The sequence below is a fragment of the Salinibacterium sp. UTAS2018 genome (assembly GCF_004118935.1).
In the GTDB taxonomy this organism is placed as follows: domain Bacteria; phylum Actinomycetota; class Actinomycetes; order Actinomycetales; family Microbacteriaceae; genus Rhodoglobus.
This window is the reverse complement of the sequence record NZ_CP035375.1, coordinates 1,993,590-2,016,805: the sequence shown is the minus strand read 5'-3', so window position 1 is coordinate 2,016,805 and position 23,216 is coordinate 1,993,590. Positions and strand designations below refer to the sequence as shown.

At 58.0% G+C, this 23,216-nt stretch carries 24 protein-coding genes and 1 pseudogene; 18 read left to right on the top strand and 7 right to left on the bottom strand.

The window, feature by feature from the left end; translation table 11 throughout:
- Window positions 1-137: 137 nt before the first annotated feature.
- The gene (gene dnaA, locus ESZ53_RS09605) at window positions 138-1,556 is read right to left on the bottom strand and encodes a chromosomal replication initiator protein DnaA (RefSeq protein ID WP_129072619.1); all 1,419 of its coding nucleotides are present in this window, start codon (window positions 1,554-1,556) and stop codon (window positions 138-140) included.
- A 287-nt stretch (window positions 1,557-1,843) separates the two neighbouring features.
- Between dnaA and rpmH the strand changes: the two genes are divergently transcribed.
- The 8 genes from rpmH to ESZ53_RS09565 all read left to right on the top strand — a co-directional run bounded on the left by rpmH (window position 1,844) and on the right by ESZ53_RS09565 (window position 6,736).
- On the top strand, window positions 1,844-1,981 hold the full coding sequence (gene rpmH, locus ESZ53_RS09600) for a 50S ribosomal protein L34 (RefSeq protein WP_055810406.1): 138 nt from the start codon (window positions 1,844-1,846) through the stop codon (window positions 1,979-1,981).
- A gap of 9 nt (window positions 1,982-1,990) precedes the next feature.
- Complete coding sequence (gene rnpA / locus ESZ53_RS09595) at window positions 1,991-2,332, top strand: ribonuclease P protein component (RefSeq protein ID WP_246837282.1); 342 nt, start codon at window positions 1,991-1,993, stop codon at window positions 2,330-2,332.
- Window positions 2,329-2,640, top strand: a complete 312-nt coding sequence (gene yidD, locus ESZ53_RS09590; RefSeq protein WP_129072618.1) for a membrane protein insertion efficiency factor YidD — start codon at window positions 2,329-2,331, stop codon at window positions 2,638-2,640. Before rnpA ends, yidD begins: the two co-directional genes overlap by 4 nt.
- Before the next feature lie 7 nt (window positions 2,641-2,647).
- A complete protein-coding gene (gene yidC, locus ESZ53_RS09585; RefSeq protein WP_129072617.1) occupies window positions 2,648-3,625 on the top strand; it encodes a membrane protein insertase YidC in 978 nt (325 codons plus the stop codon).
- Window positions 3,622-4,152 carry a R3H domain-containing nucleic acid-binding protein gene (locus ESZ53_RS09580; protein WP_129072616.1) on the top strand — a complete coding sequence of 177 codons (531 nt, stop codon included), beginning with the start codon at window positions 3,622-3,624 and terminating at the stop codon, window positions 4,150-4,152. Before yidC ends, ESZ53_RS09580 begins: the two co-directional genes overlap by 4 nt.
- 14 nt (window positions 4,153-4,166) lie before the next feature.
- A complete protein-coding gene (rsmG, locus tag ESZ53_RS09575) occupies window positions 4,167-4,802 on the top strand; it encodes a 16S rRNA (guanine(527)-N(7))-methyltransferase RsmG (RefSeq protein WP_129072615.1) in 636 nt (211 codons plus the stop codon).
- 66 nt (window positions 4,803-4,868) lie between these two features.
- On the top strand, window positions 4,869-5,786 hold the full coding sequence (locus ESZ53_RS09570) for a ParA family protein (RefSeq protein WP_129072614.1): 918 nt from the start codon (window positions 4,869-4,871) through the stop codon (window positions 5,784-5,786).
- Window positions 5,786-6,736, top strand: coding sequence for a ParB/RepB/Spo0J family partition protein (locus ESZ53_RS09565; protein WP_129072613.1), 951 nt, complete (start codon window positions 5,786-5,788; stop codon window positions 6,734-6,736). The genes ESZ53_RS09570 and ESZ53_RS09565 overlap by 1 nt, the downstream gene beginning before the upstream one ends.
- Window positions 6,737-7,404: 668 nt before the next feature.
- Here the strand turns inward: ESZ53_RS09565 and ESZ53_RS09560 are convergent.
- Together ESZ53_RS09560 and ESZ53_RS09555 are read right to left on the bottom strand one after the other, a co-directional pair.
- On the bottom strand, window positions 7,405-8,355 hold the full coding sequence (locus ESZ53_RS09560) for a D-alanine--D-alanine ligase (protein WP_129072612.1): 951 nt from the start codon (window positions 8,353-8,355) through the stop codon (window positions 7,405-7,407).
- 7 nt (window positions 8,356-8,362) lie between these two features.
- A complete protein-coding gene (locus tag ESZ53_RS09555; protein WP_129072611.1) occupies window positions 8,363-9,667 on the bottom strand; it encodes a PLP-dependent aminotransferase family protein in 1,305 nt (434 codons plus the stop codon).
- Window positions 9,668-9,903: 236 nt separating this feature from the next.
- Between ESZ53_RS09555 and ESZ53_RS09550 the strand changes: the two genes are divergently transcribed.
- Window positions 9,904-10,851, top strand: a complete 948-nt coding sequence (locus tag ESZ53_RS09550; protein WP_246837281.1) for an oxidoreductase — start codon at window positions 9,904-9,906, stop codon at window positions 10,849-10,851.
- A 33-nt stretch (window positions 10,852-10,884) separates the two neighbouring features.
- Here the strand turns inward: ESZ53_RS09550 and trxA are convergent, their stop codons facing one another.
- From trxA to ESZ53_RS09530, 4 genes are all read right to left on the bottom strand, one after another.
- Complete coding sequence (trxA, locus tag ESZ53_RS09545; RefSeq protein ID WP_129072610.1) at window positions 10,885-11,211, bottom strand: thioredoxin; 327 nt, start codon at window positions 11,209-11,211, stop codon at window positions 10,885-10,887.
- A gap of 58 nt (window positions 11,212-11,269) precedes the next feature.
- Window positions 11,270-12,256, bottom strand: coding sequence for a thioredoxin-disulfide reductase (gene trxB / locus ESZ53_RS09540; RefSeq protein ID WP_129072609.1), 987 nt, complete (start codon window positions 12,254-12,256; stop codon window positions 11,270-11,272).
- A gap of 157 nt (window positions 12,257-12,413) precedes the next feature.
- Complete coding sequence (gene murJ, locus ESZ53_RS09535; protein WP_129072608.1) at window positions 12,414-14,099, bottom strand: murein biosynthesis integral membrane protein MurJ; 1,686 nt, start codon at window positions 14,097-14,099, stop codon at window positions 12,414-12,416.
- Window positions 14,092-15,768, bottom strand: a complete 1,677-nt coding sequence (locus tag ESZ53_RS09530; RefSeq protein ID WP_129072607.1) for a DUF6049 family protein — start codon at window positions 15,766-15,768, stop codon at window positions 14,092-14,094. Before ESZ53_RS09530 ends, murJ begins: the two co-directional genes overlap by 8 nt.
- Before the next feature lie 124 nt (window positions 15,769-15,892).
- Between ESZ53_RS09530 and ESZ53_RS09525 the strand changes: the two genes are divergently transcribed.
- From ESZ53_RS09525 to ESZ53_RS09485, 9 genes and pseudogenes are all read left to right on the top strand, one after another.
- Window positions 15,893-17,320, top strand: a complete 1,428-nt coding sequence (locus tag ESZ53_RS09525) for a CCA tRNA nucleotidyltransferase (protein ID WP_129072606.1) — start codon at window positions 15,893-15,895, stop codon at window positions 17,318-17,320.
- 169 nt (window positions 17,321-17,489) lie between these two features.
- Window positions 17,490-17,831: pseudogene (rpsF, locus tag ESZ53_RS09520) on the top strand (30S ribosomal protein S6); the annotation flags it as partial.
- A gap of 152 nt (window positions 17,832-17,983) precedes the next feature.
- The gene (locus tag ESZ53_RS09515; RefSeq protein ID WP_129072604.1) at window positions 17,984-18,505 is read left to right on the top strand and encodes a single-stranded DNA-binding protein; all 522 of its coding nucleotides are present in this window, start codon (window positions 17,984-17,986) and stop codon (window positions 18,503-18,505) included.
- Between the two features lie 42 nt (window positions 18,506-18,547).
- On the top strand, window positions 18,548-18,811 hold the full coding sequence (gene rpsR / locus ESZ53_RS09510; RefSeq protein WP_009773575.1) for a 30S ribosomal protein S18: 264 nt from the start codon (window positions 18,548-18,550) through the stop codon (window positions 18,809-18,811).
- Window positions 18,812-18,823: 12 nt separating this feature from the next.
- Window positions 18,824-19,276 carry a 50S ribosomal protein L9 gene (gene rplI, locus ESZ53_RS09505; protein WP_129072603.1) on the top strand — a complete coding sequence of 151 codons (453 nt, stop codon included), beginning with the start codon at window positions 18,824-18,826 and terminating at the stop codon, window positions 19,274-19,276.
- A gap of 394 nt (window positions 19,277-19,670) precedes the next feature.
- Window positions 19,671-21,059, top strand: a complete 1,389-nt coding sequence (dnaB, locus tag ESZ53_RS09500; protein WP_129072602.1) for a replicative DNA helicase — start codon at window positions 19,671-19,673, stop codon at window positions 21,057-21,059.
- Window positions 21,060-21,131: 72 nt separating this feature from the next.
- On the top strand, window positions 21,132-21,779 hold the full coding sequence (locus tag ESZ53_RS09495; protein ID WP_129072601.1) for a DUF308 domain-containing protein: 648 nt from the start codon (window positions 21,132-21,134) through the stop codon (window positions 21,777-21,779).
- Window positions 21,776-22,021: a hypothetical protein gene (locus ESZ53_RS09490; protein ID WP_129072600.1), complete on the top strand. Its 246-nt coding sequence runs from the start codon at window positions 21,776-21,778 to the stop codon at window positions 22,019-22,021. The genes ESZ53_RS09495 and ESZ53_RS09490 overlap by 4 nt, the downstream gene beginning before the upstream one ends.
- 201 nt (window positions 22,022-22,222) lie before the next feature.
- Entirely contained in the window at window positions 22,223-23,206 is a 984-nt protein-coding gene (locus ESZ53_RS09485) for a siderophore ABC transporter substrate-binding protein (RefSeq protein WP_129072599.1), read from the top strand.
- The last annotated feature ends 10 nt before the right edge of the window (window positions 23,207-23,216 follow it).

Sequence of the window (23,216 nt, the reverse complement as noted above, 5' to 3'; positions counted from 1 at the left end):
AGACGTGGAGAACAGTGGCACTGTTCGTGGAAACTCGAGTTACAAGAATTCTCAATTCCACAGAAAGATTCTTGTGATCAACAATCTTTCCGGCGAGTTGGGAAGGTTATCCCCAAGTTATCCCCAAGTGGAAAAAGCTACTTTTGAGTGAAACGCTGGTTTTGTTTGATGCGGCTGGTGAGCTCAGTTACTTGGTTGTAGATAGAACGGCGCTCTTTCATGAGCTCAGTGATCTTCTTATTGGCGTACATAACCGTGGTGTGATCTCTGTTGCCGAACAACTGACCGATTTTTGGCAGCGAAAGATTAGTCATCTCGCGACAGAGGTACATGGCGATCTGACGCGCGGTAGCAATCGCCTGGGATCGTGACGACCCGTACAGGTCGTCGACCGACAGTTTGAAGTAGTCCGCAGTGTGATTAATGATGTCGACCGGCGCGATTACGTTGTCTTCATCGAGAGTGATGAGGTCTTTCAACACTGTTTGCACGAGCGCCATGTCGACCTCAGTGCGGTTGAGGCTCGCGAACGCAGTCACGCGAATGAGAGTTCCTTCGAGCTCGCGGATGTTCGACGAGACTTTTGAGGCCATAAATTCGAGGATGTCGTTGCCGACCTGCATCTTCTCGCTCTGCGCTTTCTTGCGCAGAATCGCAATGCGAGTCTCGAGATCTGGCGCCTGCACGTCTGTAATCAGGCCCCACTCGAAGCGCGAACGCATCCGATCTTCGAAACCGGTCAGGTGTTTGGGAGGCAGATCGCTCGTGATGACCACTTGCTTGTTGTGATCGTGGAGCGTGTTAAAAGTGTGGAAGAAGGCTTCCTGGGTGGAATCCTTTCCTTGCAAGAATTGGATGTCGTCAATGAGAAGAATGTCGATTTCGCGGTAGCGCGATTGAAATACTGACGCGCGGTTGTTTGCGATCGAGTTAATGAAGTCGTTGGTGAACTCTTCTGAACTGACATAGCGAACGCGGATGCCCGGGTAGAGACTTTCGGCATAGTGTCCGATTGCGTGCAAGAGGTGGGTTTTGCCGAGCCCCGATCCTCCATAGATGAAGAGTGGGTTGTATGCCTTGGCTGGTGCTTCGGCTACGGCCACCGCTGCGGCATGCGCGAAGCGGTTCGAGCCGCCGATAACGAAGTTGTCAAAGCTGTATTTAGGGTTTAACCGTGAGTCGCTTCGCCGCGGAGAGGATGTTTTCTCCACTGGACTGGGAGGAGTCGGCTCGATGTAGGGCTGTTCCGTGTGAGGAAGGTCCTGGGATAACGCATCCTGCTGGATTTCTGGATTCACTACGGTCGCGAAGTTTGTGACGCCGTGAGAATCATCGAGCGCGGCTATGGCATCGATGAACGGCTGACGCAGTCGCTGCTCCAGCATTCCTCGGGTGAGTTCGTTCGGAACTTCTAGATAGAGCGTGCCTGCCATGACACCTTTTGGTTCAACGAGATTTACGAAGCCCTGCAATTGCGGGGTAATTCGCTCGTCTCCGTTGAGGTGTGTCAGGACTATTTGCCATAGTCCCCTAGTCGGGTCGGGTGTTTCCGACATTCTTTTCCCATCCCTTTGCAGTAATTACTCACAGGCTTATCCACTGGTGAGTACAGCTATTCTCGCTGAAACACTGCGATCTTTTGGCCGTTATGCACCGCTAGTCACCTTAGTTGTCCACAGCATGTCGTTACCAATAACGATGTATTCTGTGTGGATAATGCGTCGGTGTTTCCGTTGCGGTTTGACCGCATCGGTTTAACGCCGTAGTTTTAATCAGTTGACTTCCGGCCCTTGGGCCTACCAATTCTTCCCGGCTGCTAGAGCTGGGCCTTGGAGATATAGCTATGAGCAAGAGAACTTTTCAGCCAAACAACCGTCGCCGCGCGAAGGTACACGGATTCCGTTTGCGCATGCGTACCCGCGCCGGCCGTTCAATCTTGAGCGCGCGTCGTCGTAAGGGACGCACCGAACTCTCCGCGTAATCTCGTCCGGTGCTGTCTAAGACGAATCGCGTCGCGTTGCCAAACGATTTTCGTTTGGCTGTTCGTCGGGGTCGTCGGTTTACAGCACCGCACTGCGTTGTCCACATTGTGAACAACGAGCGGTCTCAAGGCGTGCGCTTCGGATTCATCGTCTCTAAAGCGGTAGGCAACGCGGTTGTACGCAACCGTGTTCGTCGTCGACTTCGTGCGGCGGCGGCTCAGTTGCTTCCGGATGTTCATGCCAATGCGGACATCGTTGTTCGGGCTTTGGCAGGTTCAGAGCAAGCTGAGTGGTCTACGCTGCACGCTGAGATCGCAGAAGGGATTGACCGCATCGTGGTGAAGGTATGAATTCCGTCCTGACGTTCGCTCTGCTTCTTCCGCGAAACATCTGTGTCTTCGTTCTTCGCGTGTATCGCGCGGTTATCTCTCCGCTTTACGGGGATGTTTGCCGTTATTACCCATCGTGTTCTCACTACACGCTCCAGGCTATTCAACAGCACGGGGTTTTCCGTGGTGTGTGGCTTGGTTCGCGCCGAATCCTCCGTTGCCACCCGTGGGCAGAAGGTGGAATCGACGACATCCCGGCTCGCCGGCATGACCGCTACCAGATCACCCGGTTCGGCTTTGTTATAGCCGCAAGCCACGAAAGGGGCTAACCACTTCATGGACCTTTTTGCTTTCTTTGGCAATCTGCTTTGGCCAATCAAGTGGGTAATCGAGGCAATCCTCGTCGCCTTCCACGAAATCCTCACGTTCTTTGGAATGAATGCGGATGACGGTCTGACCTGGGTGCTCTCGATCGTCGGCCTGGTCTTGGTCGTTCGCGCAGCGTTGATCCCGGTGTTTGTTCGCCAGATTAAGAGCCAGCGGCGGATGATGGAAGTCGCTCCTCAGCTCAAGAAAATTCAAGACAAGTACAAGGGTAAGAAGGACCAGTTCTCTCGCGAGGCGATGTCCCGCGAGACAATGGCCATGTACAAGAACGCGGGAACCAACCCGTTCAGTTCTTGCCTCCCCCTTCTGCTTCAGATGCCGATCTTCTTCGGTCTCTTTTCGGTGCTACGTAACGCACAACTCGAGGGAAATGCTCCCGGTGTTGGTCTGCTCAACGCGGAGCTCTCAGAGTCCTTTGGTACATCGTCGCTTTTTGATATCGCTCCGCTTCACCTCGCAATCAGCACCGCTGACGGGAACACGGCGGTTATCGTTACCGCGGTCATCATGGTCATTCTGATGACCGGTTCGCAGTTCATTACTCAGCTCCAGATCATGTCGAAGAACCAGTCGGCAGAGATGAAAGCTAGCCCCATGTACCGCCAACAGCGGATCATGCTGTACCTACTCCCCCTCGTATTCGCATTCTCGGGCTTCACCTTCCCGCTTGGGGTGATGTTCTACTGGCTGGTATCGAACTTCTGGACCATGGGTCAGCAGTTCCTCGTTATTCGCAACATGCCTACGCCCGGCAGTGAAGCTGCTCTGGCCCGTGAGGCTCGTCTTGCGAAGCGCAATCAGCGCAAGGGCATCGTCGAAGAAACTCCGGATGCCGGCACGATCATCATCGAAGAACCTAAGAACCCGCAGCGGGATCAACCCGTGAGCAAAAACCGTGCAAAGAAGAAGCAGGGAAAGAAGAAATGACGAACGTTTCTGACACCGACACCGCCGCCGTCGAATCCGCTCCTGTGGAAGATCGCGAAGACCGCACCACCGCCCAGCTTGAAGAAGAGGGCGACATCGCGGCGGATTACATCGAAGAGCTGCTCGACATCGCGGATCTTGATGGCGACATCGAGATCGATGCCCGCGCGGGGCGTTCGTATGTATCGGTCACGTCGAGTGAAGACACCAACCTCCGCCTGCTCTCGAAGCCGGACACCGTCACGGCTCTGCAGGAGCTCACTCGAATCGCCGTCCAGAACAAGACCGGAGCATTCTCGCGTCTGATTCTGGACATCGGCGGATCTCGTGAAGCTCGCGCTGCAGAACTTTCGAAACTCGTCGACGTTGCCGTCGCTCGCATTGAGGCTGGTTCTGATTCAGCCGCACTGCCTCCAATGTCCTCGTACGAGCGCAAGCTTGTTCACGATGTCGTCGCGGAGCGCGGCTTTGTCTCCCAGTCCAGCGGCGAGGGCCGTGACCGTCACACCGTGATTACGCGTTCATAGTTTCACGTGAAACATTGAGCCACGGATTAGAGCTCGAACCTGAGCCAGACATTGCGGCGGAGTTATTTGGCTCTCGCATTGATTTAGCACGTATGTATACCGAGAGCCTTGCGCACCGTGGTGAGGAACTCGGTCTTATCGGGCCTCTTGAAGTTCCTCGGCTGTGGTCTCGTCACATTGTGAATTGTGCGTTAGTGGCTCCCCTGCTTCGCCCTGGACTCGTTGGCGATATTGGCAGTGGCGCTGGTCTTCCGGGCTTAGTACTCGCAATCGCGCGTCCCGATGTGAATTTTGTTCTCATCGAACCAATGGAACGTCGAGTTGACTGGCTCAATGCAGAAGTCTCTCGGCTTGGGCTTGGCAACGTGCTGGTGGATCGCTCCCGTTCTCAGGACGCGCCGTACGCTGAAAAGCTCACGCAGATCACAGCTAGAGCAGTCACAGCGCTCTCGAAACTAATACCCTCTACGGAACACCTGCTCTCCCCCGGCGGCGAAATGGTCTTCATGAAGGGTGCACGCATCGATGATGAGATCGAGGCGGCGGCGAAAGCCATTCGTAAGGCGCGGCTAAGAGATGTTGAATCTCTTGTTCTTGGAGAGGGTCTAACTCCGGAGATCACTCGGGTCTTTCGGGCTAGAGTGGACTAATTCGGCAATCTTCATAGCCGGCTCTAGTTTTTACCGTTTTTACCGCAGTCTGAGAGAAAGTTTCACGTGAAACATCCCGAAAGCGAAGTCAACGAACAAGGTAAATCGTTCGATGAAACCACGCCGCTTGCGCGGGAGATAGCTGATCTCACTCGACGCCGTAGGGCTGTGGCGTCGGCTTCGTTGCCTCTTCCGGCTGAGCCCCGAGTCTTCACTGTCGCTAACCAAAAGGGTGGCGTAGGAAAAACTACTTCGACAGTCAATTTGGCTGCAGCTCTCGCCCGTACAGGCGCACGTGTCCTCGTGATCGATCTCGATCCCCAAGGAAACGCCTCAACAGCCGTCGGCGTCGAGCATCGCTCCGAGACTTCTAGCGTCTACGACGTAATGATCAACGACGTCCCTATGGCTGATGTTGTCCAGAAGAGCCCTGAATTTGCGGCGTTGTACTGTGTACCAGCGACGATTCATCTCGCTGGTGCCGAGATCGAGCTAGTTTCTCTCGTTGCTCGGGAGCAGCGTCTTCGTTCTGCGCTCGATACTTTTTTGGCTGAAACTTCGGAGCCATTTCACTATGTCTTCATCGACTGCCCGCCATCACTAGGGTTGCTTACAATCAACGCCTTCGTCGCGGCGCAAGAAGTTCTCATCCCGATCCAGTGTGAGTACTACGCTCTTGAAGGACTGAGCCAGCTGCTCAACAACATCAAGTTGATAGAGCGCCACCTCAACCCACGGCTGCGTGTGACCACAATATTGATGACCATGTACGACTCCCGCACCAATCTGGCGAACCAGGTCGTGGATGATGTGCGAGCGCACTTCCCGAATCAAGTGTTGACTACTCTGATACCGCGCTCGGTCCGTATCTCGGAAGCCCCGAGCTATGGCCAGAGCGTGATCAGCTATGACCAGAACTCCCCCGGATCGCTCTCCTATCTTGAAGCGGCAGCGGAAATTGCACATCGAGGAGTACCCAAATAATGGCAGCACCGAAGAGAACTGGTTTGGGTCGTGGAATTGGCGCGCTGATCCCGTCCACCGATGAAAATCAAGAGCGTCCGGTGGATGTTTTCTTTCCCGGTGGCGAACTAGTCCCAGATCGTTTACGCGCGGTTCCCGGCGCTCGACTCGCGAGCCTTTCCCCTCTCGATATTGTTCCCAACTCTCGCCAGCCGCGAAGCGAATTTCGGCAGGAGGAGCTCGAAGAGCTGATCGTTTCGATTCGCGAGATAGGAGTGCTCCAGCCGATCGTAGTTCGCCCACTGGTGGGCGCGGTTGACGGCGGCCCACAGTACGAATTGATTATGGGCGAGCGTCGGCTGCGCGCGAGCAAGCATTTGGGACTTTCAACGATCCCCGCTGTGATCAAAAGTACAGCCGATGAAGACATGCTTCGGGACGCGCTTCTCGAGAATCTTCATCGCGCGAACCTCAATCCCCTCGAAGAGGCATCGGCGTATCAACAGCTACTCGCGGACTTTGGCATCACTCAGGAGCAGCTCGCAGAGCGAATCGGTCGCTCACGGCCCCAAATCACGAACACAATGCGGCTTTTGCGCCTTCCAGAAACCGTTCAGCGCCGCGTAGCGTCCGGAGTTCTCACCGCGGGCCACGCTCGAGCGCTCTTATCGCTTCCTGACAGCGCCGGAATGGAGCGTTTGGCTGAGAAAATCGTCAATGAAGAGCTCTCGGTGCGTGCAGCGGAAGCTGCCGCAGGTTCTCTCTCGACGAAACCTCCTCGCTCAAAGCCGTCTCGCGGAAAAAAGCAGGGACATCTAGACGAGATCGCTGAGCGCCTCGGAGACCGACTCAATACCCGCGTCAAGGTCACTCTGGGTGCGAGCAAGGGCCAGGTCGTCATCGATTTTGCTACCGTGGGCGACCTCAACCGCATTCTCGAGGAACTCGGCGACACGGGGTTCAGCGCCTAAGGTGTCGCAGCCCCTCGTTGTGTCGTGTTTCGTTTGAAGGAACACGAGCCCGGATTGCGCTCTTCGATGGTCCATGGCGCTTTTCTGCTCTTCGTATTGTCGGGAGCTCCTGTTTTTGGATAGGCATGCTCGACTGATACGGAATCATTCCGGTTGACGTTGACGTTGACGTTGACGTTGACTGCGACTGCGACTGCGACTGCGACTGCGACTGCGACTGCGACTGCGACTGCGAGAGCGCGGTCGGGCGTGGTTTTGACACTATTCGGAGGGTAGCTTCCAAGGTTTGCGGCTTCCTGTCAGGAGTAGTGCGCCGCGTTCATGAAGACGGGCTCCTGATTTGCATCAGGCGTGCATACACATTCGATGTTTCACGTGAAACTTCGCTAGTCGCTAGTCGCTAGTCGCTAGTCGCTAGTCGCTAGTCGCACCCAAGATTGTGCACTCTCGGCGCCGTCGTGAAAGAGATCGGACCGCGCATCACCCGTACGGCGTGACTCGACAACTTGAGCGACTCCCCCACTATGTTCCACGTGAAACATCGCAGGATTCAACGAGGTTGGCTATCCGTTCGAACAACGGCCCTCCAGCTCGAGCGGTGTCTTCGACCACTGTGCGAGCTTATTGGTGAGGAAACTCATTCGCGCCAGAGCAATGGAAAGCAGGCTCTAGCCCTCCATCGCGATGTCCGCCAGGGCTGCGTAAACCCATCCGAGATCGTGACCGGCGGCTACCAAGGCCTGCGGCAAAATGGATGTCTCGGTAAGACCGGGGAGCACATTCGCCTCGAGGAACCACGGGGTTCCGGCACCGTCGACGATGAGGTCGACGCGAGATAGGTGGCGTAGTCCGAGGGCGGAGTGCGCCGCAAGCGCCGCCGCGGCTGCGCGTTCGGCGTCAGCTTCTGAGATTCTCGCTGGCGTGTAAAAGCGGGTCTGACCAGCATTATAGCGAGCCTCAAAAGTGTAGGCGCCCTCGACGGGATCGATCTCAACCGCGGGAAGCGCGACTGGGCCCATACCGCTGTCGAGGATTCCGATAGCGATCTCAACACCCGTGATGCGTTGCTCGATAAGGGCTACGTCGCAATAGTTGTAAGCGTTCACCATCGCGCTCGGAAGGTTAGCGCGGTCGGTCACGATAGACACGCCCTGAGCCGATCCGCCCTGAGCAGGTTTCACCACCAACTCCCCCGACAGCTCGTCAGCGAGTTCATCAAGGATGCTGTGCGCTCCCAGCTCGCGGAACGAGTCTCGAGACAGAGCGATGGACAATGGCGTGCGGACGCCGACGCGTGAAACGAGCGACTTGGCTGTCGGCTTGTCCCACGCTAATCGGGCAGCGTCGGCGCGTGACCCTACGTAGGGAATGCCGATGAGGTCGAGGAGGCCTCGGAGGGCGCCATCCTCGCCGCTAGCGCCGTGGAGTGCAGGCCACACGACATCCGGCTTCGACTCGCGCAGATAGGGCAGCAACGTCGCGTCGGGATCACGAAGCTCGACGATCTTGCCTTGGGCACGCAATCCATCGGCGACGCGGCGACCGGAGCGGAGCGAGACGTCCCGTTCATGCGAGATTCCGCCAGCGAGAACGAGTACGCGGGTAGGTGAATCGTTCATGGTGTTCCTAGCTGAGGTTGGCTGGGGGGTTGATCATCGATGGCGCAGGAGGCGACACCGTCAGAGGGGCTGTCTGCGAGAAAGTGTTGAGAAGCTCAAGTTCACCGTTGATCACGGTGGACAGCCTGCGAATTCCTTCCCGAATGAAGTCAGGGGTGGGATAACAGAAAGACAGGCGCATATTGCTGCGTCCATTGCCATCCGCGAAGAAGGCTGTGCCGGGCGTATAGGCCACTAGTTCCTTGACGGCACGCGGCAACATCGCCTTGGAATCGAGATTATCGGGCAGCGTGACCCAGATGTAGAAGCCGCCGTTTGGCACGGTCCACTGCAGGTCCGGAAGGTAATCACCCAGGGCACCCAGCATTGCATCACGACGCTCACGGTAAACCCCACGGAAGGTATCGATCTGCCCCTTCCAATCGGCAACACTCATGTATTCACTAATGATGTTCTGCGTGAACGAGCTCGGCGACAGTACCGCCGCCTCATTAGCCAAAATGAGTTTCTCTCTGATGGCGTGAGGGGCGAGAACCCAACCGACTCGGAAACCGGGAGCAAGAGTCTTGGAGAACGTACCCAAGTAAACGACGCCATCTTCTTCGACCGATCGCATGGCGTGGGGTGGCGGTCCGTCAAAGTAGAGCAACCCATAGGGGTTATCTTCGAGAACTAGAATGCCGTTTTCCCGAGCGATTTCTAGCACCTCGAGGCGACGCTGCCAGCTGAGCGTCACACCAGCGGGGTTGCTGAATGTGGGAACCGTGTAGAGGAACTTGATCGTCTTGCCGGCGGCGCGCACCGACGCGATGTGGGCTCGCAGCGATTCGGGAACGAGACCGAACTCATCCATTTCGACATGAGTGATCTCGGCCTGGAACGACTTGAAGACGACCATTGCCGTGACGTAACTCGGTCCCTCGGCAATGACGACGTCGCCGGGGTTGATGAACAGCTTCGTGACGAGCTCAAGAGCGTGCTGAGAGCCCGTGGTGACGACGACGTCGTCGACACTGGCTCGGATGCCTTCGAGCGCCATCACCTCGAGGATCTGCTCGCGCAAAGCCGGAAGTCCTTGACCTGAGCCGTACTGAAGCGCGGCGGGCCCACGATCTCGCATCACGCGGTCGATTGACTCGGTGATGAGGTCTTGAGGCAGCGCTGAAACATACGGCATACCGCCCGCGAGCGAAACTACTTCGGGCCGCGAGGCCACGGCAAACAACGCTCGTACCTCTGAGGCGGCAAGTCCTGAGGCGCGATCAGCGTAGTGGTCAAACCACTGGTCGAGGTTGTTTGGCTGTGTTGTCATGGGGCGTCCCGTTCGGTTGACTTTAAACAATAGGCGTTTGAGGGTTCCGACCTGAAACCGAGCGGGCATTGTGACTCGAGAGAGGACAATCTGAACCCGCTGCGGCTCCGAATAACTGACAAAGAAAGAATCGTGGAATTAGCCTGTTCGCTTCACGGTTCTACAGTGGGCGGAGCGCCGATGTTGCGTTGGCTCTCCCCTGCTCGTCTGACACCTCATACCCTCAACGGAAGCTAATGATGAACCCTCGCACCGACTGGACCGAAGCTAACCTCGGAGACCTCACTGGCAAGGTCGCGATTGTGACCGGTGCGAATTCGGGGCTGGGGTTAGAGACGAGCCGCGCGCTGCTCAAAGCTGGTGCCCACGTTGTCATGACGATGCGGAGCGAAGCGAAGGCCTCATCCACTGCCGCTGCGCTGACTGCTGAGCTCGACGGGGCCTCCCTCGAGACCATGATTCTTGACCTCGCAGACCTCGAGTCCGTGCGGCGTTTCAGCGAAATGTTTCACGGGAAACATTCGCGCCTTGACCTTCTGATCAACAACGCGGGGATCATGATGACGGATGCCCAGCTCACGATCGACGGCTTCGAATCGCAGCTCGGCACCAACCATCTCGGCCACTTCGCGCTCACGGGACATCTACTCGATCTCATTAGGGCAACTCCCGGCGCACGCGTCGTAAGCCTGTCGAGCGTCGCACACCGTTGGGGATTCATGGAATTTGGCGATCTCATGTTCCTCAACGGCTCGTACACGCCTCGGGCCGCCTATGGTCGCTCAAAACTCGCCAATCTTCTGTTCGCGTACGAGCTTCAGCGCCTCTTCGACGCAGCTGAAGTCGACGCGATCTCGGTGGCCGCGCATCCGGGAACCGCAGGCACAGGACTCGCCGACCACCTGTTCAACCGCTGGTACCTGCGGCCGTTGAAGCCTCTGGTCTTTCTGGGCATTCAAACTCCCAAGCAGGGCGCTCGGCCTTCACTCCGGGCTGCGACAGACCCGCTCGCGAAGGGCGGAGATTTCTTCGGCCCCGGAGGCCGCAAGGAGTACCGGGGTGCTCCGGTCTTGGTGGAGTCAAATGCGGCGTCGCACTCTGAAGTCGATGCGCGCAAGCTCTGGGTCGAGTCCGAGCGCTTGACCGGCGTTAACTACGAAAGCCTCCGTACATCCACCAAATAGTGGATGCCGGAGGCTCTCGGCAGAGTCTGAGCTTTAGGCCAAGAACTCGGCGAGGTCTGCTTCGATGGCAGGCTTCGGCTTGGCGCCAATAACAGTCTTGACGACCTCGCCGCCCTTGAAGACCTTCATCGCGGGGATCGACGTGATCTGGTACTTCATGGCCATCTGCGGGTTGTCGTCAACGTTGAGCTTGACGATCTTGATCTTGTCGGAGTTTTCGGCAGCGATCTGATCGAGGATCGGGCCGACCTGGCGACAGGGGCCACACCACTCAGCCCAGAAGTCGACCATGATGGTCTCTCCGGAGTTGATGACCATCTCTTCGAAGTTGGCGTCGGTTACATCTGTTGCTGTTGACATTGTGTATTCCTTTGTTCGGTGAAGTTGAAAAGCTGATGGTGGAGAGAGCGCGGGGCTCCTAGGCTGCTGCTTCGTCTGCGTCCTCAACGCGAGCGGGCTGAACCGCTCCCGCCACGAGTTCGCGCGGCAGTGATGCGAGGTAGTGCTCCGCATCGAGTGCAGCAACAGTGCCGGAACCGGCAGCTGTGACTGCTTGACGATAGGTCGGGTCGATAACGTCGCCAGCTGCGAATACTCCGGTGATGTTGGTGCGTGAGGAACGACCATCCACGGCCACTGTTCCGTCAGCGTTGATGTCGAGCTGCCCGTGCACGAGGTGCGTGCGGGGGTCGGCGCCGATAGCGATAAAAAGGCCGCTGACGTCGAGGTGGGAAGTGGAACCGTCAACCGTATCCGTGAGGTCGATGCCATCAACGAGCTCGGAACCAGTAATGCCGGTTACAGCCTTATTCCAGACAAATTCAATCTTCGGATCGCTGAAAGCACGCTCCTGCATCGCCTTGGACGCACGCAACTCATCCTTGCGGTGAATGACGTAGACCTTCTCGGCAAACTTGGTGAGGAAGGTTGCTTCTTCCATGGCTGAGTCTCCACCGCCGACGACCGCGATCGTCTTTTGGCGGAAGAAGAACCCGTCGCACGTGGCGCACCACGAAACTCCGTAGCCGCTGAGTCGTTCTTCATCAGCGAGTCCAAGCTTGCGGTAGGCGGAGCCTGTTGCGAAGACGACAGAGAGCGCCTCGTGAACGTCGCCGTTGCCGAGAGTGACCTTCTTGATCTGGCCCTCGAGCTGCAGATCGGTGACGTCGTCCAGAACGATCTCGGTGCCGAAGCGTTCGGCCTGCTTCTGCATTTCGAGCATGAGATCAGGACCCTGGATGCCGTTAGCAAACCCCGGGTAATTTTCGATTTCGGTGGTCTTCATAAGCTCACCACCTGCTTCGACAGAACTGGCGATCAACAGCGGCGCAAGGTTGGCACGCGCTGCGTAAATCGCAGCGGTGTACCCAGCGGGGCCGGATCCGATGATGATGACTTGACGCACTTTTTCGTGTCTCCTTGGGATTGTGATTACCCGGTTCAACACATCCTAGCTACGGAGTATTCCGTGTGGCTGTGGCGTGCGGGCTAGCTACTGAATGTTCGTAGCCCCGCCGCTTTTAGTTCGCTTTTTATTGTCAAGGCAATAAGGAAAGCGACCTCTAGCGTCGCGTCAACCGCGCAACGATCGGGCGAACGAAGGCAAGAAACTCATCGTTCTTAGTGAGCGCGAGTACCGCCGAGTACACCAGCAGCATGCCGATACCAGCCACGGCGATTGAAATGAAGCCCGTAAGGAAACTGGACACCACGAACGACCCTTCCCCGAATCCGCCCAGTAGCAGCAGGATTCCCACACCCGCGGCGGCGGCAGGAATCATCGCCGTAGCGAACCACAGCAAGCGTCGCAGGAGAGGCAGAATCTCGAAACCGGGGAGGCGCTTGCGCAGAACGAACAGCGCGATCGTCGTTTGGATGGTGCCGGCAATGGAGATGGCCAGCGCCAAACTCATAGCGATGCGCTCGACCGGGAACGTTGAAATTACCAGAGCTGCCGCAACGTAGAGAACGATTTGAAAGCTTTGCAAGAAGAAGGGAGTGCGCGTGTCTTCGAAGGAATAGAAAACACGTTGCAGAACGTACATCATGCTGAACGGTACGAGACCAATGAGGTAGACAACTAGTACGCCTGCCAAAGCCATGATCTGGGCATAAGTGGTGCCAAACAGAGCACTAAAGGGAACAGCAATCACCATGAGCCCAATGGCAGCGAACACCAGCAACATCAGGATCGAACGCAGTGCGGAAGAAACATCGCTGCGCATCGACACAAGGTCGTTGTCGCGAGCGTGGCCGCTCATTTGCGTGAAATAGGCCATTCCGATCGAGACGGCGATCACCGAGTGCGGAAGCATAAAAATGAGCCACGCGTTGCTCATGAGGAAGACTGATGGGTTGTCGCCCGAGGCCTGGGAGGCAACGACGCTTTCGACCACACCGCCGACTTGGGTGACCATAATCATCCCGAACGTCCATGCGGCGGCTTTGCCGGCACGGCCTAACCCGACGCCGCGCCACTGAAACTCAGGACGATAGCGCAGCCCAGCTCGGCGCCAGAAATAGGCGAGCAACGATGCCTGCACGACAATGCCCATTGTCGCGCTACCGGCGAGAAGCGCGATCATGCCGGGAGTCCAGTCAGCAGCGGCGACTCCTGAGGCACTTCCAAAGATAAAGGAGAAGACAACCAGGCCCGCGAGCATCACGACGTTGTTTACGACGGGAGCCCAGGTGAAGGGACCGAACTTGCCGCGTGCGTTGAGAACTTCGCCGAAGAGTGAATAGAGCGCGTAGAAGAGAATCTGGGGCAGGCACCAATACGCAAAGGCTGTGGCGAGCGCGACTTTGTTCGACCCAAAGCTCGCACTGGTGTAAAGATCGACTAGCAGGGGCGCGCTCAGTGTGGCCGCGAGGGTCACAACCAGGAAGATCACGAGGCCGAGCGTGACGAGTCGGTTGATGAACTTCTGGCCGCCATCTTTGTGGATGGCAGCGCGGACTATTTGCGGCACGATGACAGCGCTGAGCATGCCTCCCGCCACGATTGCGTAGACACTCTTGGGCAGCTGGTTGGCGATCCCGTAGGCGTCGGCAGCGCCCCCGGTGATGCCGAGCGTGCGAGCGAGAAGAAGTGCGCTGAGAAAGCCTAGGATGCGTGAAACGAAGGTACCGGAGGCAAGAAGCGCACTGGCTCGCCCGATCGACGCGGGTTTCGGGTCTGGCAGGCCGATGGAGGCGGTCGGAAGGCCGGGTGCCGGCTCGGCGTCTGGACCGAGCTGGTTAGTCATTGAGAGGCTTCTTTCGGCGAGTAATACTGCGAACTAGTCCCAAGGCGAAGATCACCACGACGAGCGCGCCAAACGTGAGAACGATGGGCGTTTCCCAACCGGCTCGAACGTTGACCTCACCGACGGTGGCCGCACCTACTGCGACGCCGTTTGCACTCGCCAAGCTGATCTCAACTTCGACGACACCATTGGAGAGAGATTGCACCGGCACCTCCCCCTTGGCTTGGGAGTTGGGTTCGATGCGAAGTTCAACGCGTGAGTCTTCTACTGCCATAAGCCCGGTGCGGGGATCGACCGTGATGTAGACCGTGACGGCTTGATTGAGAGCATTGCTGACTGAAACCGGCAATGGTCCGTTGTCTGCGATCAGAAGGAAGTTGCTCGACTCAACGACGCTCACGGCGTCGAGGGTGTCACGCGAGTCGACGAGGAATCCGTTAACAGCGGTGAGCCACTCGGAGGGGTCTTCGTAGGGAACGGCTCCGAGGACATCGAGAAGCGCCAGGCGCCGCTGGGCGATCAGCGCCTCGGGATCGTCAGCAATGGCGAAGAATGAGCGCTCCTTATACGCGGCGGACAGTAGCCGCTTTGCGTCGCTTACGCGGGATTCCGTTTGAGGCATGTCCTTGATCGTCGCGGCGACCGGGGTGCGCTCGGCGAGTTGCGTCAGCGACACTGTCGTGATCGACGGGCTGGCGGTGAGCGTTGCTAGAGCGGCATCGAGCCGGGCCGCACTCAGCTCAAGCGAGTGATCAATGGCGATCAAAACGGATGCCGTTCCTGCGCTCTGCGCTGCACCCGCGCTCAGCACCGCTTGATTGAGCGCAAGGTTCGCGGCAGTAACATCCCTGTCAATTGTTGACTCGAGTGCCTCATCCATGGCTTCTGACGCCGCAGAGTCCGAAATAAGGGCGGTGACACCGTCGATGCTGGTTACAGATCCCGCATCCGATTGCCGTGAAACATTTGTCGAGGACAGCACGATCGTGCTGTAGCCGCTTTCAGCGAAAGCGGGGAGATCGCTGGCCACGACGGTGTCAGAGCGGGGCCGCAAAAAGCCATCGATCGCGTAGTCCCAGTCGAGAAGCTGTGCGGTGGTGGGATAGTTCGCGTTGTCGTCAAACGCGCCGTCTTGGGGATTAGCGGTTGCGGCCGGGTCTGGCTCCGCATCCGTGGGTTCAGCGGTCGAAAAGTTGGCGGCATCCAAGGCAAAATCGAAAGAAATCGGCTCGAGCGTTGAGGCCTGCCCCGATTGCGTCGCGAGGGTCGGGTCAGCATGTGCGTAGGAAAGAGGCACGATGTCATTGCTAACCGAAGAAAGGCGTTCAAGCCACAAGCGAGCTGATTGCGGCACGCTCGTGCCGAGAACCCGGATTGACGCGATAATCATCGGGTCAATAGCGATCGCCACTGGCTTACCGTCGAGGGCATCCAACTGACGGGTGAGCAATCCGAGCGGTTCGGTGTAGTTCGCGAGGGTTTCAGCGTCGATGATGCCACCGCTGCCGCTGGGGACAGTGAGCGGCGCAATCAGAGCGACATCGGTCGCTGCGGATGCCGTAGTGAGGGCACGAACGTCGCTGGCGGCGGGGGCGGCCTGGGCTCCAGTCGCAGCGAGCGTGAGCCCGAGACCGAGCGCTATGGCAGCGCTAAAGACTCTTATAGGCAACGGGAAACCCCGTACTCTCGCTCGGCCAGCATGGTGTGAGTTTATTCGTCCTTGCCTGAATGATGGGTGCTTTGATCACAGAGGCGCAAAACGCAGCCGGTGTCCGTGCGAAACTAGTCCCACCATGGAGAGTGTTGCCCACGCGATCGAGAGTCTCGACAAACTTGCCGACTCTAAGCCAGTAGCTACCCTAGCGGCGCGATTCGCTGCTGAGGGCTTCGAACTCGCGCTTGTGGGCGGACCAGTTCGGGATGCGTTCTTAGGACGTAAGGTCACCGACCTGGATTTCGCAACGAACGCCCACCCCGACGACATCATGCGGTTAGTAAAGCCGATCTCTGACGCCCAGTGGGACATCGGCCGGGACTTCGGCACTATCGCCGCGCGTATCGATGGCGAGACCGTGGAGATCACGACGTATCGGGCGGATAGCTACGACGGCGAAACCCGTAAGCCGGTCGTCGCATTCGGCGACTCTCTCGAGAAGGATCTCGAACGCCGCGACTTCAGCGTCAACGCCATGGCATTGCGCCTACCGGAACGTGTTCTCGTCGATCCTTGGGGAGGAGTAGAACACCTTCTCACGAGAACGATCACAACACCGGGCTCCCCCGAAGTGTCCTTCGGCGATGATCCGCTCCGGATGATGCGGGCTGCACGTTTCACGTCGCAGCTCGGGTTCACCGTCGACCCCGCCACGGTGGCGGCGATGAAGGAACTGGCTCCGCGCCTGGAGATCGTGAGCGTTGAGCGCGTGAGTGATGAGCTGACGAAACTCTTGAAGACGGATGACCCGGTGCCGGGCATCCGCTTAATGGTGGAGACGGGCCTCGCTGACCAGGTACTCCCCGAGGTTCCTGCCTTGAAGCTTGAAGTGGATGAGCATGCTCACCACAAGGATGTCTACGAGCACTCCTTGACCGTATTACGCCAGGCGATTGATCTGGAGAAGAGTCGGCCCGGTATTGAGGGCCCCGACCTCATCCTGCGGATGGCAGCGCTGCTGCACGACATTGGCAAGCCATCCACTCGCAAGATCGAGCGCGGTGGAGTCGTGACCTTCCACCACCACGACGTTGTCGGCGCCAAGCTCGCGACCAAGCGACTGCGGGCTCTGCGCTTCGACAAAGAGACTATTAACTCTGTCGCGCGCCTGGTGGAGCTTCACTTGCGCTTCTTTGGCTACACCGAAGGCGCGTGGACCGACTCGGCGGTGCGTCGCTATGTTCGGGATGCTGGCGACCAGCTAGAACGTCTGCACATCATTACTCGGGCGGATGTCACCACTCGTAATGTGCGCAAGGCCGACCGGTTGTCGTTTGCCTACGACGACCTCGAAGAACGGATCGGTGCCATTGCCGAGGCAGAGGGGATCGCTGCAGTGCGGCCCGACCTCGATGGTGAAGAAATCATGGCGATCTTGGGCCTGAAGCCCAGCCGCGAGGTCGGCGAGGCCTACAAGTTCCTGCTCGATTTGCGCCTTGATGAAGGGCCACTCGGCGCGGACGAAGCCGAAAAGCGGCTGCGGCTGTGGTGGGCTGAACGCTCCTAAGCTTCGCTTTAAACTTCGCCTTGAGTATTGGCCCAAGGAACAACTACACTAGGCAGGTTGTCTGACTGCTTTCGTGCAGTCGGATGAACGTCAACACCCTCCTGTTACAGACCGTCTGTAACCGTTTAAGTCCGAAGGAGGTGGGTTTGTGACGCATCAGTACGAACTCATGGTTATCCTCGATCCAGAGATCGACGAACGTACCGTGGCTCCCAGTCTCGAAAAGTTCCTCAATGTCATCCGCAATGACGGTGGCACCATCGATAACGTCGATATTTGGGGACGCCGTCGTTTGGCCTACGAGATCAACAAGAAGACCGAAGGCATCTACGCCGTCGTCAACTTCACCGCAGAGAGCGCGTCGACTGACGAGCTCGACCGCCAGCTCTCACTCAGCGAAGCTGTCATGCGCACCAAGGTGCTGCGTGCAGAAGCTGGGTTCGCTCAGGTAGCTGCTGCCAAGAAGGTTGCTGAAGAGAAGGCTGCTCGCAAGGCTGCTGCTCCGGCAAAGACTCCTGCCGCAGACGCTAAGACTCCTTCTTCAGAAGCTAAGGCTCCTGCTGCAGAAGCCAAGACTCCTGCTGCTCCTGCTGCTCCTGCTGCACCTAAGGCTGAAGCGGCTCCTGCTGCAGACGCCGAGGTTGAAGCGGAAGCTAAGTAATCGTGGCCGGCGAAACAGTCATTACGGTCGTGGGAAACCTCACGGCAGATCCCGAACTGCGTTACACGCAGGGCGGACTTGCCGTAGCTAACTTCACCATTGCCTCTACGCCGCGCACCTTCGATCGAGCATCCAACGAGTGGAAAGACGGAGAAGCTCTCTTCCTCCGTGCTTCCTGCTGGCGTGAATTCGCCGAGCACGTTGCCAGCTCACTGACTAAGGGAACCCGCGTTGTTGCGCAGGGTCGTCTTCGTCAGCGTTCCTACGACACCAAAGAGGGCGAAAAGCGCACGAGCATGGAACTGGAGATCGACGAGATCGGTCCCAGCCTCCGTTATGCAACGACGCAGATCACCCGTGCACCCCGTGACAGCTCGGCTCCTCGTGGAGTTCAGCAGAACGGCGGCCAGCAGAACGGTGGCGGCCAGCCAAAGGAAGAACCGTGGGCAGCTAGCGCTCCTGCAGCTTCATCCGGCGACGTGTGGAATACCCCTGGCAACTACTCCGACGAGACGCCTTTCTAGGCACTCGACGATCAGTCTTATTTACAGAAAGAAGTAACACTCATGGCAGGAAAGAGCAGCGGCGACCGCCGCAAGCCCATCCGCAAAGGCAAGGACGGCAAGAACGCCGCACCCGCCAAGTCGATCCGCGTAGGCGTCATCGACTACAAGGATGTCGCTACGCTTCGCAAGTTCATCTCCGAGCGTGGAAAGATCCGCGCCCGTCGTATCACCGGTGTTTCCGTTCAGGAGCAGCGTCTCATCGCCACGGCCGTCAAGAACGCCCGTGAGATGGCATTGCTGCCCTACGCCGGCGCAGGCCGTTAAGGAGCCACCGACATGTTAAAGCTCATCCTCACTCACGAAGTGACCGGTCTCGGCGCGCCTGGCGACGTTGTTGACGTAAAGAACGGCTTCGCTCGTAACTACCTCGTTCCCCAAGGCTTCGCCGTGGCATGGACTCGCGGTGGCGAAAAGCAGGTTGAATCCATCAAGGCAGCACGCGCATCGCGCGAGCACGCCACTCTCGAAGAAGCGCAGGACCTCAAGGCTCGCCTCCAGGCGACCAAGGTCAAGCTCACCGTGACCGCTGGTCAGGGTGGACGTCTGTTCGGTTCAGTCAAGCCCGCGCACGTAGCAGATGCTGTTTCCGCTGCAGGTCTTGGCGACATCGACAAGCGCAAGATCGAGATCCCCTCGGCAATCAAGATTGTCGGAGACCACGAAGCTACGATCCGTCTGCGTGACGACATCGTTGCAACGATCACCCTTCAGGTGGTCGCTAGCAAGTAATTGCTTGAGAACAAGGACGACGGGCCGGTTGGCTCGTCGTCCTTGTGCTTTAAGCCCGGTTGTCAAGGCTTTTGTGCACAGGATGAAGAAAAAATTCGAACCCTCAAGTCTTACTTTAGGTCGGTTTCTACACACTGTGTGTGAAAACTAGAAATGCTGGTCAGAAGCATTATTTACGGATTCAGCGCCATTGTTTCCACAGGAGTTTCCACAGTTTGTTCACACGGCTTCCGGCGTTTCGTCCAAGTTATACACAAAGTTATACACAGCCCCAGTTGTGGGTAGTTGATTCTGGTTCGTAAGGTGAAGCAGCCTTGAAGCCCAACCCGCTTTGACGCTGCCCGAGTGTCTGCGGCTGCACGTATAACTAGAGCAGCCCACTAAAAGGAGAACTATGTCGATTGCGCATCTCGGTCTCGCCGGAGACGAGCGACAATCAGGTGGCTCCTCCGGAGCATCACGCGGCGACCGCGTTCCTCCACATGACCTTCTTGCCGAGCAGAGCGCTATCGGCGGCATGCTCCTGAGCAAGGACGCCGTCGCTGACGTAATCGAAACCGTGCGTGGTGTGGACTTCTATGTTCCCAAGCACGAAACAATCTTCAATGCAGTGCTCACTCTCTACTCGCACGGTGAACCCACCGACGTTATCGCCGTCACCGACGAACTGACGAAGACCGGCGAACTATCGCGCGCCGGCGGTATTGAGTACCTCCACACCCTCACCGGCATCGTTCCGACCGCAGCCAACGCCGGGTTCTACGCGACCATCGTTACGGAGAAAGCCGTTCTGCGACGCCTTGTTGAAGCGGGCACTCGCATCGTTCAAATGGGTTACGCCAGTGAGGGCGAAGTTCTCGACCTCGTCAACAACGCCCAGGCTGAGATCTACTCCGTCACCGGTGGTGTTGAAACCGAGGACTACGTGCCGCTCACGACCGCCGTCGAAAGCGCCATCGACGAAATCGAAGCAGCGCGCGGGCGCGACGGGCAGATGATCGGTGTTCCCACCGGCTTTGCGGAGCTCGATGAACTCACTAACGGGCTACACCCCGGTCAGCTGATCATCTTGGCCGCGCGACCCGCTATCGGTAAGTCAACTCTTGGTTTGGACTTTGCTCGCGCAGCATCCATTCACCATGATTTGCCGTCGATCGTGTTCTCGCTCGAAATGGGTCGTAGCGAAATCGCCATGCGTCTGCTTTCGGCTGAAGCTAGCGTTCCCCTTCAGCACATGCGTAAGGGGTCGGTGCACGCCAACGACTGGACCACGATTGCTCAAACGCGTGGTCGCATCAACGATGCACCGCTCTATATCGATGACAGCCCCAATATGACCTTGGTGGAGATCCGCGCCAAGTGCCGTCGACTCAAGCAAAAGGTTGGCCTGCGCATGGTCATCATCGACTACCTGCAGCTCATGACGAGCGGTAAGAAAGTCGAATCGCGTCAGCAAGAGGTCAGTGAGTTCTCGCGTGCTCTCAAGCTTCTCGCCAAGGAACTCGAAGTTCCCGTTATCGCAATCTCTCAGCTGAACCGTGGTCCGGAGCAGCGAGCTGACAAGAAGCCCGCCCTCTCCGATCTTCGTGAATCAGGATCGCTTGAGCAAGACGCCGACATGGTGATTCTGCTTCACCGTGAGAGTGCCTACGAAGCCGACAGCCCTCGTGCCGGTGAAGCCGACCTGATCATTGCTAAGCACCGTAACGGACCGACGCGTACCGTCACCGTGGGCTTCCACGGTCACTTCTCGCGCTTCGTCGACCTTCCGCCGGGCTCGTAAACACCCGGGCGAGAGACCGGCGCAAGCGGCCTAGACTGGGAGCACCCGCTTGTTCAGAAAGAAGGCGATCGCTTGACTAGTGCTCACCCCGAGCCGCTGCCTGCATCTACTGCGTGGTACGTGCCCTTAGCCCGCGCCATCCCCGCCCTGATTCTCGCTGTTGTCATCACGTTCTCGGCTGACCATTCGTCGCGCCTCGGGCTTGTCACGCTGGCCAGTTACACCCTTATCGTCGGCGCAGTGCTACTGACCGCCAGCGTGCTCTCCACTCACCGCGGAATCGGTCGCAACCTCACGATCACGCAGGGTGCTCTTTCCATTGCTACCGCCATCGCCGCCTTCATCGCGTCTAATGGTGGCCAGGCCTATTTCGTCTTTCTGCTGACCGCGTTCGCTGCGATCACCGGATTCATCGAGCTCTATCTCGGACTGCGCAGCCGGGGCCGTGACGCGTCATCCCGCGATTGGGTTTTCGTCGGCGGCCTTACCGCCCTGCTCGCCCTCGTGGTGCTGCTCGTGCCGCCGGGATTCAGCCAACCCTTTACCGGGCCGGATGGAATTGACCGTGAACTGACGGCATCCATCGTGGTGGTCGGGCTTCTCGGAGCTTATTGGGCCATTCTTGGTGTGTATCTAGTGATTGCTGCACTCTCTCTCAAGTGGAGCACAACCGATCACGATGCTGTAACCGCAGCCGTGCAAGAGAAAGAGGACTCGTGACTACCCCAGACAAGCGTGACCGCACGCGCCCCGCAGAGATGCTCGGCCTCTCCGCAGTCTTCGGGCTGTTCACGGGACTGGTGGTTTTCATGGCTACCCGCGACCTGATGCTCGGCCTTATCTTCGCTGGCGTCGCCTTCATCGTGTCGCTCGTCGTTATTGCGATGCTCACGCTCGCGGTGCGACCCGACAAGAACGAACTCATCGATCTCGATGAGCAGGATCGCGAAGCCGGGCACTAGCCTCCTCCCGTTCTGGCCTGCCGCCGAGAGGCGGCTCAGCGCGGCAATAATTGTGGCGCGCCCGGGGTTCACAATGTCGCCCCAAGCCCTTTGACTCCCAGTCTTTATTAAGGTTAGGCTTACCTAAGCAACACTCGCTGCAGCGGGTGTTGCCTTTTTACGCCCGACCGCTTTCGGTCATCCGAAATAACTGAGGACACTATGAACTTCTCTCGCACCCGGCACGGAGTACTCGTCGGAGTACTGGCGCTTGCTCTTGCTGCCTGCAGCACCGCGACGCCTGAAACTGCAGATTCCGACGGAGCAGAAGCATCCGTTCAGTTCGAAGACAACAACGGCAGCCACACGCTGTCGACGCCGCTCACCTCGGTAGTGGCCACCGACAACCGCACGTTCGAAACTCTCTCAGACTGGGGCATCGAGCTCAGTGCCGCTGCTGTCGCCTTGATGCCCAGCACGATTGCCTACACCGAAGATGATTCAATCATCGACCTCGGTAATCACAATGAGCCTGACCTCGAAGCTGTCGTTGCCGTCCAGCCCGACGTGATCATCAACGGCCAGCGCTTCACGCCGTACTACGACGACTTCGCCAAGCTGGTTCCTGACGCCGTAATCGTCTCGCTCGACCCGCGCGAAGGCGAGCCCTTCGACGCCGAGCTCAAGCGCCAGACCACAGTTCTGGGCGAGATCTTCGACAAGCAGGCAGAGGCCGAACAGTTGAATGCTGACTTCGACGCCTCCATCGAGCGCGTGAACGCGGCCTACAACAGCGACGATTCGGTCATGGCTGTCATCACCTCAGGTGGGGAAATTGGATACTCCGCTCCCAGCGTCGGTCGCACCCTCGGACCGGTCTTCGACATCTTCGACTTCACCGCCGCACTGGATGTCGATGACAGCAGCGAAGACCACCAGGGTGATGACATTTCGGTAGAGGCAATCGCCGACTCCAACCCCGACTGGATTCTCGTCATGGACCGCGACGCCGCAATTCTCGCGGACGACCCCAGCTACGTGCAGGGCAGCGAAGTTCTCGAGAACTCCGAAGCTCTCTCGGGCGTCACCGCCGTGCAGGACGACAACCTCGTATACATGCCGGCTGACACCTACACGAACGAAGGCATCCAGACGTACACCGAGTTCTTCAACGCTCTCGCTGACGCTCTCGAAGCCAAGAACTAGCGTTACTCAC